Genomic DNA, 14,497 nt, shown 5'->3' on the forward strand with positions numbered 1-14,497 from the left:
TGCATTCTGGGCTACTATGTCGTCGCCAATAACAATAGAGAAGTTCCTTGAAGGTTTTAATTGTTGATGACCATTTGATGTTTGCCGAGGCCCTAGCGCTGACCCTGCAGGCGAAACTGCCCGGCTGTGAGGTGGGGCAATACGGTTGTGCGCAGGGGCTATTGGGCGATGAGGCGGCGTTGGCCGCTGCCGATTTGTTGATCGTCGATGTGGCCATGCCGGATCTGGATGGACTGTCGCTGTTACGGATTTTGGCGAGTTCGCGGCACACGCTGCGGGTCTTGTTATGCTCTGGCGCCATCGACGAGGACGTGGTGGAAAAATCCCAGCGCCTGTCGGTGGATGGTTTTGTAGACAAGTCTGAGGCCGCTGCCGAATTGGTGACGGCGGTGACGAAGGTTATGGCTGGCGAAGGCTATTTTTCGGAATCCTACCGGCTGTTGGCCAGCCAAACCGCCGCGCCCAGTATTAAGCTCAGCCGCCAACAGGGGGCCATATTGGCCCTGCTTAAGCAGGGGCAAAGTAATAAGGAAATTGCGCGCAGTCTGTCGGTGAGTTTGAACACCGTGAAAACCCATCTGCGGCTGCTGTTTGATAAATTGGATGTGCCCAACCGTACCGCCTGCCTGGAAAAAGCCCGCTCCCTTAAGCTCTTGTAAGCGTATCTGGCGCGCACAGCGAGGCGATACGCTGCAACAGCTTGGGCAGGGCAACGGGTTTGAGTAGCAGGGCATCGGCGTTGAATGTTTGTTCATGCTGCCCGCGGCTATTGCCACTGAGCACGACTTTGGGCACAGGCTGTGGCCATCTCGAAGTTAGTGCAGCAAATACATCGTTGGCGGTGTCGCCATTGGCGAGCTGACCGTCGCTAATCATGACATCAGGGTTCATCTCGTCGGCGCCAGGCAGGTCGGCGAGCGCATCTGCCAGTCTGTTAAAGGCGTAGACATCGGCGCCCCATTCCACCAGCGCCATCGACAATGCGTCGGTGATACGTGGGTCGTCGTCCACAACAATAATGCGCAGCTGGCGCCCAGGCGGTAGAGGAGCCACTTCACTGACCGGCACCGCACTGGGTTTTTCCGCTAGTGGCAGTGCGACGGTGAAGCGGCTGCCTTGGCCGGGAGTGGAGTCCACGCGCAATGTGAGCCCGCACAGTTCGCAGACGCGGCGGACAATGCTCAGGCCCAAGCCCAGCCCATCTTCGGCGTCATTGGATCGACTGGCTAGCTGGGTAAATTCCTTAAAAATACTGTCGTGGCGCATCGGGTCAATGCCGATGCCGGTGTCACTAACGGTGAGTTCGAGCTGTTTTTCTGTGTGGTGGCTACTAAGCCGAACGGTGCCGCGCTCGGTGTATTTAACGGCGTTGCCAAGCAGGTTGCGCAATAGCTGGTCAAATAACAGCGGGTCGGTATTAAGCCAGTATTGGCGCTGCACATCATTGTGTATTGCCAGGCCTTTTTGTTGGGCCTGAGGTAAGCACTCATTGATGAGCTTGGCGAGGTGCTCATCAAGACAGAAGGGCTGGGGTTTGGCAGAGAAGTGCCGGCTTTGCAGGCGGGATAACAGCAGTAACTGCTCCAACAACTCCCCGCCGGAGGCGATGGCAGTGAGGATTTTTTCGCTGAGCTCACGGCTTGGTGTATCGCCCTGCTCGTTAATCAGCGAGGCGTAAAGCGACGCGGCTTGCAGTGGCTGGCGCAGATCGTGACTGACCGCCGCCATAAATTGATTCTTACTGCGATTGGCGCGCTCGGCGTCGCGCCGGGCGATATCGGCCTCGATGCGCAAACGAATATTGTTGAGCTGGGCTTTGTGTATGAACAGGCTGAACGCGGTCAGTGAGCACAAGGTGAGTAAGGGGATGCCTTTGATGAACCAGCTTTGTTCTGCGTGAAAGCGGATTAGATAGAGCGACAGAGAGATAAACAGCGGCGTAATAAAACTAATAAAGATATCGGGGTACACGCCCATGGACACCGAGGGCGTGGAGCTGATCAGGGTAATAACAAGCAGGAAGACTAAAATTTTCTCGGTGCTGGCGCCGTCAAAAAATAGATAGGGCGCAACGCACCAGAGTCCGCTCCACATGAGCGCCATGCCAATATTGATGGCGTGCCACTTCTTGATTTTGCCACTTTCACTGTCGCGGTGGCGTTTGTAGAAGCTGACGACCAGCAGTGAGACGGCGCTGGTTGTTAGCACCAGCGTCGTCCACAACAGCGCATCAGCCCGGCTCATGGCGCCGTTAAACGGCAGCAGCAAGGCCAGGGCTATGGCTGCGGAAACCACAATACGAGACCCCACTTCCGCCATAAACAAATTGTGCCGTTCGCGGGTGATCTGACTTTCCAGCGGGAGGTCGGGTAAGTAGTCGTTAGCAGGTGCTTTCATTGGGGCATCGTTCAGACAGGGTCAGATCATAGTGTCGCAGCCTGTCATTCTGTTGGCTTCGCCCATCAGAGTGAAGTTTTATTTTTATGGCTTTGCTTAAATTTCATCCGACGACAAGTGTTCCTGTTAGGTGACTGAGAGATTTAAGCACGATGAAGAGACCCGTTTTTTTCCAAGCAGCCCTGGCGGGCGCTATGTTCACCCTTGCTGCCTGTGGCGGTGGAAGTGGTGGTGGCAGTACCACCAGTGTGCCGGAGGGCACGCCGGGAAGTGTTGAGCGCCTGCTCTTTCCTGTGAACAGCACGTCAATTCCCAAACAGTTCGACATGTACGCCACTGACGGCAGCGCTGAGGGCACGGGCTTGCTGAAGGACTTCAATGAAGGACAGCCGGCGATACAACAATTTAACGGCCGAAACCCGATACTTTTTGATGATGGAAAGTTCTATTTTAGTGCCCAATCCCCCAACGAGGGGCGTGAGCTGCGGGTCAGTGACGGCACCGAGGCCGGCACATCAGTGCTGGTGGATATCGAAGGCAGTAGCGGTCCGCTGGATTTGCAGTGGATGGATGGCAAGCTGGCGTTCAGCGCGGGTACAACGGGCTTCGCTCGGGAGTTGTTTGTTTACGATCTCGACGCGGAAACGCTGACAGAGATTGATGTGGGTGGCGTGGCCTCAAAAAACATTCAAGGCATGCAAACGGTCGGCAACTCAATCTTTATCCTTGGCCGAGGGGTAACATCAGATAGCCGTAATGTTCCTGCGCTGTATGTGAGCGATGGCAGCCAGGAAGGTACGCAGCTGGTGTTTGTTGAAGGTGAGCCGGTTGGTGGTAGTGTGGCCGTAAAGCAGCCGACCGAATCGCTGGCGGTTCAGCGCGCTGAAGCGCCAGCAAATACGCCCTATGTGCTGGCAGACGGCGATGACTACCCCACGAATATTCAGCCGCATAGCCTGACCAGCTTTGCCGGGCGGCTGTTCTTTTTGGCCAACAATGACCCCAACAACCAAAGCTCGTTGCTACTGTACAGCGTGGCGGAAGACGGCAGTGATGTGCGCCGCGAGCTGGGTGAGGATGTGACCTTCGTTCAGAATTTAACGGTGGTGGGCGATACGCTGTACTTCTATGCTGACCGCAGGATCAATGCCGCTAACTTCACCCGCCATGTCTATGCCTATGACGGCACCACACTGCAGGAGAGTGGTGATTTCCCCGAGGGGCTGTTTGCCTCGAGGTTTTACGCCACCTCGCTGGGCCTGTTCGTTGTGACCACCAACAACGTGTATCGCACTGCGCTTGAAGAAGGGGAGTTTACCTTTACCCCCATGCACCCCGGCGACACTATGACCACCTACACGGGCGTGAAATCACGGACGCAGTTCGGTGAGCTGTTCACCGAAGTTGAGGGCACCATTTACTTCGTGGCTGACACCGTTATTGACGGCACGGAGGTTGGTGAAGAGCTGTGGAAAACCGACGGTAGCGCTGAAGGCACCTCGCTGGTGCTGGAAACTAACGACCTGACCACTGGCGATAATCTGTCTTCAGCGCCACGGCCGCTGTTGGCTCGCTATGCAAACGCGCCCTTAGTAAGCGGCGAGGTGGCCGGCAAGTTGTTTTTCTCAGCCTATGACAACTCGGCGACACCCACCCTGCATGCCTACATGACAGACGGCACAGCCGAGGGCACGGTTAAGCTGCTTGAGCTACCCAACCAAAGTCGCCGGGACCTGTAGCGTAAATTTCGAGTGGCCAGATAGGGATGCGCCACTGGCAGGGACTGCTCTAGGCACGGATGTCGGCAGGGAAGCACATTCACCCAAACACCGCAGGTGGCTCTCCGCCTGCGGTGTTTTTGTTTTATAAAATATTGAGAAGGCCCGTGAGTTTGTCAAAGGGCTTGTAGGGATCGCGTCGCGGCAGCACCCGCAATGGCTATAATAACGCGCAGGCACAATTGATGAATGGAGGCCTTATGAGGCGAGTTCAGCGGGCGCAGTCGCCGTGGTGGCTGTGCGGGCTCTTGTCACTCGGGATGAGCCTGATGTTGGTCTCCCTGATTAAGCCCGTGGCGCTGCGGTGGTGGGCCTGGCTGCTGATGTTTGTTGTGGTGGTGGCAGTGCTGCGGCGCGGTTATGTCACGCGCAGCGAGCTGGAATGGCGGCAAGGCGAGGGCGAACCTGTGCTTGCGGGGCTGCGAATTTTTGACCGCTATAGCGTCGTGCCGCTATCGATTGCGACGGACCAGATTAATGCGGTCTACCTCGTCCACTACGCGTCGCTTTGGCAGTGCCCGCGCGCTCGCGCCGAGGACGAAGCCAACCCCTACCATCGACCGTATCGGCAGATGGGCTATATCGGCCCGGGTTTGGTATTGCAGTACCGCTTGCCTGCAATGGCGGGCGACCCCTCGACGCTGCGCAGTGTGCAATTGCCGATGCCGGAAGCGGCTGATGTTGAGCGGGCGATAAGTCGCGCGCTTAGCCAGCAATAATTGGCTGACCAGCGAGGCCGGTGATAAGTTCGGTGAACAGCAGGCGAGGTGATTCGTCGCTCTGGCCTTTTTGCGCGGCATCCAGGCGGCCGGCGAGTTGCAGCAGGCGAGAAAGTGAGCTGACGCTGTGTTGGCCTAAGCAGCGCTTGTAGAGATTTTTACGCTTGTCCCACACCCGCGCACCGTCGAGTACGCGGTCGATACCATTGCCTTGTTCAATGGCGGCAGCGCAGTTGTAGAGGCTGCGCAGCTCGCGGCTGATGGCGCCGAGCATGGGAATCTCTTCGCTGCCTTCGGCTACAAGGCCGTTGTACATGTTCAGCGCATAGGCGGCGTTACCGGCGAGGGCGGCGTCGATCAATTTGAATACATCGTAGCGGGCGCTGCTTGCCACAGCGGCGGCGACAGTCTCAACACTGACGGCCTGCTCGCCGAGTAAAATTTTTAGCTTTTGAATCTCTTGGTCTGCGGCGAGCAGATTCCCTTCCACTCGGTCGGCGAGCAGCTCGGCGGCCTCGCGGTCAGCACTCATACCATTGTCTTTGAGGCGCTGCTGTATCCAGCCGCCGAGTTGGCGGCGGTCTACCGGCCAAATTTGCATGACGGCGCCAGCTTGGTCGATTGCCTTTACCCATTTGGCATTGAGGCTGCGGCTGTCGAGACGGCCACAGGTGATAAGCAGAATATTGCTGCCGTCGGCGTGTTCTAAGTACTGTTGCAGGGCAGCGGAGCTTTTCTGATCCATGCGCGCGCCGCCGAGACGCAGCTCTATCAGTTTGCGGTCGGCAAATAGCGATAGGGATTGGCCCGCTTCCAGCAAGGCGTTCCAGTCAAAGCCGCGCTCTGCCTCCAGAACGTCGCGTTCGGCGATGCCTTGTTGACGGCAGTGCTGACGGATGGCGTCGGCACATTCCTGCTGAATCAGTAGCTCATCGCCGCTCAGTAGATATACGGGCAGAAGCTGCTTAGTTAACTGGCTGGCAAGTTGCTCAGGGCGCAGTCGCATTGGCGGGGTCCGCTGGTAGCTGTCGCGACCAGTACTCAAGTTGCTGGGCGAGACGGATGCTGAGTTGTTCACGCATTTCGGCGCGTACAATGCTGGATTCCGTTTCCTCACCGACGGGGTTGTTGGCATCGTTTACGACGAGCCGGCGCTGTTCCAATACAACGGGGCCTTTGATCAGCTGGCCCTTGGGGCTGAACAGGCTGAGGCGGGCGCGTTCGAACAGGGCGTATTCGGCATCGCGGGCCTCGCGGTCCAGAGCGATACTGCGCTTGTCGTAGCGCAACAATTGAACTTCGGCGATAAGCTGAGCTTGGCCGCGTTTGCGCGTGGTGCCCACCTGGTTGATTTGCAGTTGCCGGCGCAGGGCCTGCTGTAACTCTTGGCTGTCGCGACTACCACCGACATAAATCGGTTGCAGCGTGCTGGCAATGCCGGTGCTGCCGCGCAGGGCAAAACCGCAAGCGCTTAGCAGCAACGTGGCAGCAATGAGTACGAGCGCATTAATTCGCAACGATATTCACCAGTTTTTTGGGTACGACAATTTCCTTGCGGATCGTCAGGCCGTCGATAAATTTCTGCACATTTTCCTGGGCCTTGGCCATCGCTTTAATGGTCTCAGCATCGGCGTCGGCAGGTACTTCCATTTTAGCGCGCACTTTACCGTTTACCTGAATCACCATTTCGATACTACTGCGAACCAGGGCCGATTCGTCAACGGTTGGCCAGGAGGCGTCAATCACGGCTTCGCTGTGCCCCAGTTGCTGCCACAATTCGTGGCTGATATGCGGCACGATTGGCGACAGCAGGGCAACGGCAGCTTCCAGGGCTTCGCGTTCAACGGCGAGGCACTGATCGGTGTTGCGCTCAAAGCGTGACAGTTCGTTGACCAGCTCCATGACGGCGGCAATGGCGGTATTGAACGTTTGGCGCCGGCCGAAGTCGTCGCTGACTTTGGCAATGGTTTCGTGCGTTTTGCGACGCAGGGCCTGCTGGTCTGCTGTCAGGCTGCCAGTGTCGAGCTTCGGTGCGGCGCCAGCATCCAGATGGTTGGCAACCAGTTTCCACAGGCGACGCAGGAAGCGGTTGGCACCTTCAACTGCGCTGTCAGACCATTCCAGACTTTGCTCTGGGGGGGCGGCAAACATGATAAACAGGCGCACGGTGTCGGCGCCGTATTTTTCGATGAGTGCTTGCGGGTCGACGGTGTTGCCCTTGGACTTGGACATTTTTGCGCCGTCTTTCAACACCATGCCTTGGCAAAGCAGTTGTGTGAACGGCTCGTCGGAGTGCACCAGCCCTTCGTCGCGCATCAGCTTGTGGAAGAAGCGTGCGTACAACAGGTGGAGAATCGCGTGCTCAATACCGCCGATGTACTGGTCGACGGGCAGCCAGTAATTGGCGCGAACGGGGTCGAGCATGCCGTCTTCATAGTCGGGGCAAGTGAAGCGAGCGTAGTACCAGCTGGACTCCATAAAGGTGTCGAAGGTGTCGGTTTCGCGCTCGACGGCCTGGCCGTTCAGCTCATCTTTGCGCCACTCGGGGTCGGCTTTGATGGGCGATTGCACGCCGTCCATTTCCACATCTTCGGGCAGCAGGATGGGGAGTTTGTCCGCGGGCACGGCGATCTCGCCGCCGTCCGGCAGATTGAACACCGGAATGGGGGCGCCCCAGTAGCGCTGACGGGAAACGCCCCAGTCGCGCAGGCGGTAGTTCGTGGTGACGCGACCTTTGCCGAGTGCGGTGAGTTTGTCGGCGATGGCGCTAAAGGCCTCGTCGAAATTCAAGCCGTCAAACTCACCGGAGTTGATGAGCGGGCCTTTCTCAGTGGCCGCTGCTTGGCTGAGGTCGATATCGTCCGCCGCAATCACTTGCTGAATAGGCAGTTGGTATTTCTGCGCAAATTCAAAGTCGCGCTGGTCGTGCGCGGGCACCGCCATGACGGCGCCAGTGCCGTAGTCCATCAACACGTAGTTGGCGATCCACACCGGTACCGGCTCGCCGGTGATGGGGTGGAGAGCGTGGATGCCAGTGGCCATGCCTTTTTTGTCCATGGTGGCCATGTCGGCTTCAGCAACTGAGCTGTGGCGGCATTCGTCGATAAAGGCCGCCAGTTCGGCGTTGTTCTCGGCCAGCGCCAGGCTAATGGGATGCTCGGCAGCCAGGCTGACATAGCTTACGCCCATAAGGGTGTCGGGACGGGTGGTGTAGACCTCAAAGTGGTCGTGGCCGGCGACGGCTTCGCCCAGGTCAAAGCGCATTTGTACGCCCTGAGAGCGGCCAATCCAGTTGCGCTGCATGGTGCGCACCTGCTCTGGCCAGCCGTCCAGCTGGTCGAGGTCGTTCAACAATTGCTCGGCGTATTCGGTGATTTTAATAAACCACTGAGGAATTTCTTTGCGCTCCACCGGGGTGTCACAGCGCCAGCAACCGCCATCGATAACCTGCTCATTGGCCAGTACGGTTTCGTCGTTCGGGCACCAGTTCACCGCGGAGGTTTTTTTGTAGACCATGCCTTTTTCGTAAAGGCGGGTGAAGAACCACTGCTCCCAGCGGTAGTAGTCGGATTTGCAGGTGGCGAATTCGCGCTTCCAGTCGTAGCCGAAGCCCAGCTGCTGCAGTTGGCCGCGCATATAGTCGATATTTTCGACGGTCCATTTTGCCGGCGCGGTGTTGTTTTTCACCGCGGCGTTTTCTGCCGGCAGGCCGAAGGCATCCCAGCCCATTGGCTGCAGAACATTTTTACCCAACATGCGCTGGTAGCGCGAAATAACATCGCCAATGCTGTAGTTGCGAACATGGCCCATATGCAGCTTGCCGCTGGGGTAGGGGAACATGGCCAGGCAGTAGTATTTTTCGCGGCTGTCATCTTCCACGGCAGTGAAGCTACCGTGTTCCTGCCAGTACTGCTGTACGCGAGCTTCAATGTCGCGGGGGGTGTAATGTTGGTCCATTGGCGATGTCGGTCTCTGGGGTTGGCAAGCGCGGGGCTCGGCGATACAAAGCCCAGCATTTTAACAGCTTGTCGCGGCGTCGCCCATGCGAATTCGCAAGCATTTAGCTGCCTTGCTGTGGGCGGCGGCGCAGCGCGGTAAGCGCCAGTGCAAAGCACAGGGCGATAATGGGTGTGGACTGGGCGTAATTAAACGGTGTGCGGCCGCTGCGGGCGTTTACCTCGCCGGTCATCGTGGTGTGAGTGAAAGACGGAATGCGCGTGGTGATATGCCCGCGGTGGTCGACGATGGCGGTGATACCTGTGCTGGTAACGCGGATGAGTTCTCGGCCATTTTCCAGTGCCCGCATCTGCGCCATTTGCATGTGTTGGGCGGGGCCAATCGAGTCGCCAAACCAGGCGTCGTTGCTGATGGTGAATAAGACGTCTGCGTCTCTTGCGCCACGCGCCACGAGGTTGGGATACACGATCTCGTAGCAGATCGATGGCGCAAATTGCCAACCCTTGGCGGAGAGGGGGCGCTGGTCGGCGTCGCCACGACTAAAGCTGGACATGGGCAGGTCAAAAAAGCCGATCAGACCGCGCAGCAGGCTACCGAGCGGAACGTATTCGCCGAAGGGGACCAAACGCTGTTTGTGGTACAGGCCTTCGCCGCCATTGATGACCATTGCCGAGTTGTAGATGTCGTCGCCCTGTTTAGTGGGAACGCCGGTGATCAGCGCGGTGTTCGAGGCGGCAGCGCGCTCGCGAATGTAGTCAAAGAAGGTTTCGGCGTTGCGATACAGGGCGGGAATGGCAGCCTCTGGCCAAATCACCACATCCACCTGGGGCCACAGTTGTTCTGAGGTGACATCGTAGAGTTCGAGGGTGTCCCAGTAATGGCTATAGGCCCACTTCTTTTCTTGAGTGATATTGGACTGCACGGCGCCAATGCGGAGGGGGGGCTGCTGGGTGGCTTGTGTCCATTCAATCGTTTTCAGGGACGCGCCGAGGCCGAACAATGCGATGCAGCCAGCTATTGGCAGCCAGCGACTGGTTCTGTGTTTGGTGGTGAGTAGATGGCTTACCGCTGCGCCGCTGAGGGCCACCACAAAGCTTAAACCGTACACCCCAACAACGGGTGCCCAGCCGGATAGCGGGGTTTCCAACTGGCTGTAGCCAAGGTAGAGCCAGGGAAACCCGGTGAGAAACCAGCCGCGAAACCACTCAAAAATCACCCAGGCGGCGGCAAAGCCCAGCAGCCGGCCGCCCTTGCCGTCGCGCAGCCAGCGGTTGTACACATAGGCGAACAGCCCGGTGACGAGCCCCAAGCCCAGGCAAAACAGGATGGTCATAAGCGCTGAGAGCAGGGCGGAGGTATTGCCGTAGACATACATAGCGACATAGATCCACGACACCCCGGCGAGAAAGCTGGCGCTGCCAAACAGCCAGCCGCGCAAAAAACCTTCCTTTGCTGTGCAGTCATCCAGACACCAGGCCAGTGCCGCCATCGCCACTATGGCGAGTGGCCAGTAATGAAAAGGGGCGAGAGACAGGGTGATAAGTGCGCCGGCTAGCGGCGCAATAATCCGTTTCATGGGCGGTGGGGGCTCCGGGGCGCGATCGGTCGCTGGGTCAGGGGGTAAGTGCCTTGTCGGCGGTACTGGCGATCAGGTATTCGGGGCGCGGCGTTTTGTCCGGGTAGCGCAGGCTCAGTGGCTCGGGAACGCCGCGTTCGTCTATTAGATACACGTGTTTGCGCTGCAGTGAGCGGGCTTCGCGAACGCCGCAGGAGTGGGCGATAACCCCCACTTCATGCATTAGGTTTTTGGCGTAATTGGCCACCCGGGCAGCTTTGTCGGCGGGCACAAGGCCACGCTGTAGCTCCGGGTCATGTGTGGTGATGCCGGTTGGGCAGGTGTTCTTGTTGCACTGCAATGCCTGGATGCAACCCAGGGCAAACATAAAGCCGCGGGCACTGACGATAAAGTCTGCGCCAACGCAAATCGCCCAGGCTGCCTCGGCGGGGTTGATCATTTTGCCCGAGGCGATCACTTTTACCCGCTCGCGCAAGCGGTACTCGTTGAGCTTGTCGACCACCAGCGGCAAGCTGCGGCGCAGAGGGAGGCCGACATAGTCGATCAAACTCTGCGGGGCCGCGCCCGTGCCGCCGTCGGCGCTGTCGACGGTGATGAAGTCGGGGGCAAATTCCAGCCCGCGGCGGTGAATGGCTTCGCCCAGCTCGTCCAGCCACTCGCTGAAGCCCAGCACCATTTTGAAACCCACCGGCTTGCCGGTAACGCGGCGGATGCGCGCCAGGGTGTCGAGCAGGTCGTCGATACTGCGAATATCCGGGTGGCCATTGGGGCTGATGGAATCCTGGCCAACGGGGATGCCCCGAATGGTGGCGACCTCTTCGGTGACTTTGCCGCCGGGCAGAATGCCCCCTTTGCCGGGCTTGGCGCCCTGACTGAGTTTCAGCTCGAACATGCGTACTTGCGGGTGGCTGGCAAGATCGGCAAGGCGTTGGTCGCTGAGTCTGCCCTCGGCATCGCGCACGCCGTATTTAGCGGTGCCTATTTGGCAGACGATGTCGCAGCCCGCTTCCAGGTGATAGGGGGTGAGGCCGCCTTCGCCGGTGTTCATCCAGATTCCGGCTTCGCGCGCGCCGGCGGCCAGGGCCTGCACCGCCGGTTTGGAAATGGCGCCATAGCTCATGCCGGAAATATTGAATATGGCGGCACTGCTAAAAGGTTCGCGGCAATAGCCTTCGCCAATGGTTACGCTGTGGGTGGGTGCGGCGTCTTCACTTAACGTGGGGAACAGGCAGTTCATAAACAGCACTTCGTTGCTGTGGTTCAGTGGTCGCGTAGAACCGAAGGCGACAGTGTTGTCGATATTTTTTGCGGCGCGGTATACCCAGGAGCGTTGGGAGCGATTAAAGGGCAGCTCTTCGCGGTCCATGGCAAAGAAATACTGGCGAAAGAATTCGCCGAGGTGTTCGAAGAAATAGCGAAAGCGACCGATCAGCGGGTAGTTTCGACGAATGGCGTGCTGAGTTTGGGTGACGTCGCGGTAGTAGAGCACGGCGAGGTAGATAAGCCCGGCCCCGATTAAACCCACGATTACCAATGCGCTGTAGCTAATAATGCTGTGGGCAATGGCATTAAGTGACGCAAGTGTGCTGCTGTCTGGCATAAAACTCCCCTCTTGGGCGGCGCTGCCCGGCTATTGTAGACCGTAAGCGCGAGGGGAGTTCAAGTTTTTACGCGTCGTCCTTGGCCAGCTCGCGCATGCGCAGCAAATGAATCTGGCGGTGGTCGGCATTGACCACCTTGAATTCGAAATGCTCCAGCTGGGCCACTTCATTGCGGCTGGGCAGGTGGCCAAAGGACTGCAGTAGCAAGCCACCGATGGTGTCGAATTCGTCGTCGCTTAAATTTGCATTGAAGTAGGTGTTGAACTCTTCAATGGGCGTGAGCGCTTTTACCACGAAGTCGTTATCGGCGATCTTGCGGATCGGCAGGTCGTCTTCTTCGTCGTATTCGTCTTCAATGTCGCCAACGATCTGCTCGAGGATGTCCTCGATCGTAATTAGTCCTGCGGCGCCACCGTATTCGTCGATGACAACGGCCATGTGGTTGCGCTTTTCGCGGAAATCACGCAGCAGCACATTCAGGCGTTTGCTCTCTGGTACCAGGGTGGCGGGACGCAGCACGGTGCGCAGGTCGATGTCGTCGGTGTTGCCGGTTTTCCACAGCAGGGGCAATAGATCCTTGGACAGCAATATGCCCAAGACCTCGTCCAGTGTGTCGCCGATAACGGGGTAGCGGGAGTGGCCGGTTTCCATGATGATCGGCAGCAGTTCGCTGAGGGGTTGCTCGATCTTCAGCACCACCATTTGCGGCCGGGGAATCATGATTTCCCGCGCCTGCATTTCGCTGATATGCATGGCGCCTTCGACGATGCTGGTGGCGTCGTCGTCAATCACTTCATTCTGACGAGCAACGGCTAATACATCGAGCAGGTCTTCGCGGGTTTTGGGTTCAGAGGAAAATGCATGGGCAATTTTTTCGATCCAGGATTTGTCACCCGGATCGCTGCTAGATCGGTCTTCGCTCATGATTTTGTGTGCTGTCCTCGCTGTGGCCTAGTCGCCCGGCGCTTACTGCGCCTCGTAGGGGTTATTGATATTGAGCTGCTTTAACAGCGCAGTCTCAAGAGATTCCATTTCCTCGGCTTCATCATCGTCAATGTGGTCAAAACCGAGTAGGTGGAGTGTACCGTGAATTACCATATGCGCCCAGTGATCGCTTACCGCCTTGCCCTGCTCATGCGCTTCGCGTTCAACCACTTGCCGACAGATAACCAGGTCGCCGAGTAATGGCAGCTCAAGCTCGGGGGGCAGGTCGATGGGAAACGACAACACATTGGTCGGGGCATCTTTGCCGCGGTAGTCGCGATTGAGGGCCTGGCTTTCCTGCTCGTCGACCAGGCGAATGGTCAGCTCCGCCTGATCGCGGCGATTGGTGAGTGCGGCGCTGGCCCAGTCGCGCAGTTGCTGCTCACTGGGCAGTCCCGGCTGCGGGTCGCAGGCCACTTGCAGGTCCACCTCCAGTTCAAGCGGGTTGCTGTCAGCCATTGCTAGCGAGCGGTCTCGTCGTCAAACGCGGCGTAAGCTTCGACAATTTTCTGCACCAGCGGGTGGCGAACCACATCCTTGGCCTGAAAATAGGTGAGGCTGATCCCTTCGACATCGTCGAGAACCTTCATTACATGGGTGAGGCCGCTGGGTGTGCCGCGCGGCAAGTCGATCTGCGTGGCATCGCCAGTGATGACGGCTGTAGAGCCAAAGCCAATACGGGTGAGGAACATTTTCATTTGTTCGCGGGTGGTATTTTGCGCCTCATCCAAAATAATGAAGGAGTCGTTCAGCGTACGGCCGCGCATATAGGCTAAGGGCGCGATCTCAATCACATTGCGCTCGATCAGCTTGGTGACGGTGTCGTTGCCGAGCATCTCGTAGAGTGCATCGTACAGCGGGCGCAAATAGGGATCGATTTTCTGCGCTAGGTCACCGGGCAGGAAGCCGAGCTTTTCGCCGGCCTCTACCGCAGGCCTGACCAGCAGGATGCGTTGTACCTGATGGGATATTAACGCCTCAACCGCGCAGGCAACGGCGAGATAGGTTTTACCGGTACCGGCCGGACCAATGCCGAAATTGACATCGTTGCTCTGAATCGCGCGCACATAGCCCTGCTGATTACCGCCGCGGGGTTTGATACTGCCCTTCTTGGTGCGAATAACGACGGGCTCATTATCTGAGCGGGGCAGCTCTTCCAGGTGTGACTGTTGCATACGAAGGTGAATGGCCTCGGGGTTGAGTGTTGTGCCGGAGACGCTCTCGCGATAAAGGTGTTTGAGCAGTTGCACTGTTTCGTCGACGGCGCGCTCTTCGCCGCTAATCTGAAAGGTATTGGCGCGCGCAGCGATGTGCACCTGAAGGCGTTCTTCGATCAATTTGAGGTGTTCGTCTAAGCGTCCGCACAGTGCCGAAAGGTGCTGGCTGTCGCTGGGTTCGAGAGTGAGAACGCGCTGTGTCGCTTGTGCTGTCAATGGTGCTCCGCGTGTCGCATTGGCGATCAAGTAGTAATGGCTTAACAATACG

At 58.0% G+C, this 14,497-nt stretch carries 12 protein-coding genes; 3 read left to right on the forward strand and 9 right to left on the reverse strand.

Annotated elements, in window-relative coordinates; translation table 11 throughout:
• The first annotated feature begins 47 nt into the window (after positions 1-47).
• Positions 48-659 carry a response regulator transcription factor gene (locus HNR64_RS14890; RefSeq protein ID WP_204997227.1) on the forward strand — a complete coding sequence of 204 codons (612 nt, stop codon included), beginning with the start codon at positions 48-50 and terminating at the stop codon, positions 657-659.
• On the opposite strand, the gene HNR64_RS14895 is transcribed toward HNR64_RS14890, so the two are convergent.
• Positions 646-2,397 (reverse strand): ATP-binding response regulator, encoded by a 1,752-nt coding sequence (locus HNR64_RS14895; protein WP_204997228.1) that lies wholly within the window; start codon positions 2,395-2,397, stop codon positions 646-648. The two genes, HNR64_RS14890 and HNR64_RS14895, sit on opposite strands and share 14 nt — an antisense overlap.
• Positions 2,398-2,549: 152 nt before the next feature.
• Between HNR64_RS14895 and HNR64_RS14900 the strand changes: the two genes are divergently transcribed.
• Entirely contained in the window at positions 2,550-4,136 is a 1,587-nt protein-coding gene (locus tag HNR64_RS14900; RefSeq protein WP_204997229.1) for a hypothetical protein, read from the forward strand.
• 239 nt (positions 4,137-4,375) lie between these two features.
• Complete coding sequence (locus HNR64_RS14905) at positions 4,376-4,894, forward strand: hypothetical protein (protein ID WP_204997230.1); 519 nt, start codon at positions 4,376-4,378, stop codon at positions 4,892-4,894.
• On the opposite strand, the gene holA is transcribed toward HNR64_RS14905, so the two are convergent.
• The 8 genes from holA to HNR64_RS14945 all read right to left on the reverse strand — a co-directional run bounded on the left by holA (position 4,881) and on the right by HNR64_RS14945 (position 14,445).
• Complete coding sequence (holA, locus tag HNR64_RS14910) at positions 4,881-5,900, reverse strand: DNA polymerase III subunit delta (RefSeq protein ID WP_204997231.1); 1,020 nt, start codon at positions 5,898-5,900, stop codon at positions 4,881-4,883. The two genes, HNR64_RS14905 and holA, sit on opposite strands and share 14 nt — an antisense overlap.
• Positions 5,884-6,411 (reverse strand): LPS-assembly lipoprotein LptE, encoded by a 528-nt coding sequence (locus HNR64_RS14915; RefSeq protein WP_204997232.1) that lies wholly within the window; start codon positions 6,409-6,411, stop codon positions 5,884-5,886. Before HNR64_RS14915 ends, holA begins: the two co-directional genes overlap by 17 nt.
• Positions 6,401-8,851 (reverse strand): leucine--tRNA ligase, encoded by a 2,451-nt coding sequence (gene leuS / locus HNR64_RS14920; RefSeq protein ID WP_204997233.1) that lies wholly within the window; start codon positions 8,849-8,851, stop codon positions 6,401-6,403. The genes HNR64_RS14915 and leuS overlap by 11 nt, the downstream gene beginning before the upstream one ends.
• A 103-nt stretch (positions 8,852-8,954) precedes the next feature.
• Entirely contained in the window at positions 8,955-10,427 is a 1,473-nt protein-coding gene (gene lnt, locus HNR64_RS14925) for an apolipoprotein N-acyltransferase (RefSeq protein WP_204997234.1), read from the reverse strand.
• A gap of 37 nt (positions 10,428-10,464) precedes the next feature.
• The gene (locus HNR64_RS14930) at positions 10,465-12,027 is read right to left on the reverse strand and encodes an FMN-binding glutamate synthase family protein (protein WP_204997235.1); all 1,563 of its coding nucleotides are present in this window, start codon (positions 12,025-12,027) and stop codon (positions 10,465-10,467) included.
• Positions 12,028-12,094: 67 nt separating this feature from the next.
• A complete protein-coding gene (locus HNR64_RS14935) occupies positions 12,095-12,952 on the reverse strand; it encodes a CorC family transporter (RefSeq protein WP_204997236.1) in 858 nt (285 codons plus the stop codon).
• A gap of 42 nt (positions 12,953-12,994) precedes the next feature.
• Positions 12,995-13,471, reverse strand: coding sequence for an rRNA maturation RNase YbeY (ybeY, locus tag HNR64_RS14940; protein ID WP_204997237.1), 477 nt, complete (start codon positions 13,469-13,471; stop codon positions 12,995-12,997).
• Positions 13,472-13,473: 2 nt separating this feature from the next.
• Complete coding sequence (locus HNR64_RS14945) at positions 13,474-14,445, reverse strand: PhoH family protein (protein WP_204997238.1); 972 nt, start codon at positions 14,443-14,445, stop codon at positions 13,474-13,476.
• Positions 14,446-14,497: the final 52 nt, after the last annotated feature.

Origin of the sequence: Spongiibacter marinus, assembly GCF_016906995.1 — a bacterium.
GTDB lineage: Bacteria > Pseudomonadota > Gammaproteobacteria > Pseudomonadales > Spongiibacteraceae > Spongiibacter > Spongiibacter marinus.

Bases quoted from the DNA above. Each gene is read 5' to 3' on its own strand.
- HNR64_RS14895 (WP_204997228.1), bottom strand. From the start codon at position 2,397: ATGAAAGCACCTGCTAACGACTACTTACCCGACCTCCCGCTGGAAAGT.
- HNR64_RS14900 (WP_204997229.1), top strand. From the start codon at position 2,550: ATGAAGAGACCCGTTTTTTTCCAAGCAGCCCTGGCGGGCGCTATGTTC.
- HNR64_RS14905 (WP_204997230.1), top strand. From the start codon at position 4,376: ATGAGGCGAGTTCAGCGGGCGCAGTCGCCGTGGTGGCTGTGCGGGCTC.
- holA (WP_204997231.1), bottom strand. From the start codon at position 5,900: ATGCGACTGCGCCCTGAGCAACTTGCCAGCCAGTTAACTAAGCAGCTT.
- leuS (WP_204997233.1), bottom strand. From the start codon at position 8,851: ATGGACCAACATTACACCCCCCGCGACATTGAAGCTCGCGTACAGCAG.
- lnt (WP_204997234.1), bottom strand. From the start codon at position 10,427: ATGAAACGGATTATTGCGCCGCTAGCCGGCGCACTTATCACCCTGTCT.
- HNR64_RS14930 (WP_204997235.1), bottom strand. From the start codon at position 12,027: ATGCCAGACAGCAGCACACTTGCGTCACTTAATGCCATTGCCCACAGC.
- HNR64_RS14935 (WP_204997236.1), bottom strand. From the start codon at position 12,952: ATGAGCGAAGACCGATCTAGCAGCGATCCGGGTGACAAATCCTGGATC.
- ybeY (WP_204997237.1), bottom strand. From the start codon at position 13,471: ATGGCTGACAGCAACCCGCTTGAACTGGAGGTGGACCTGCAAGTGGCC.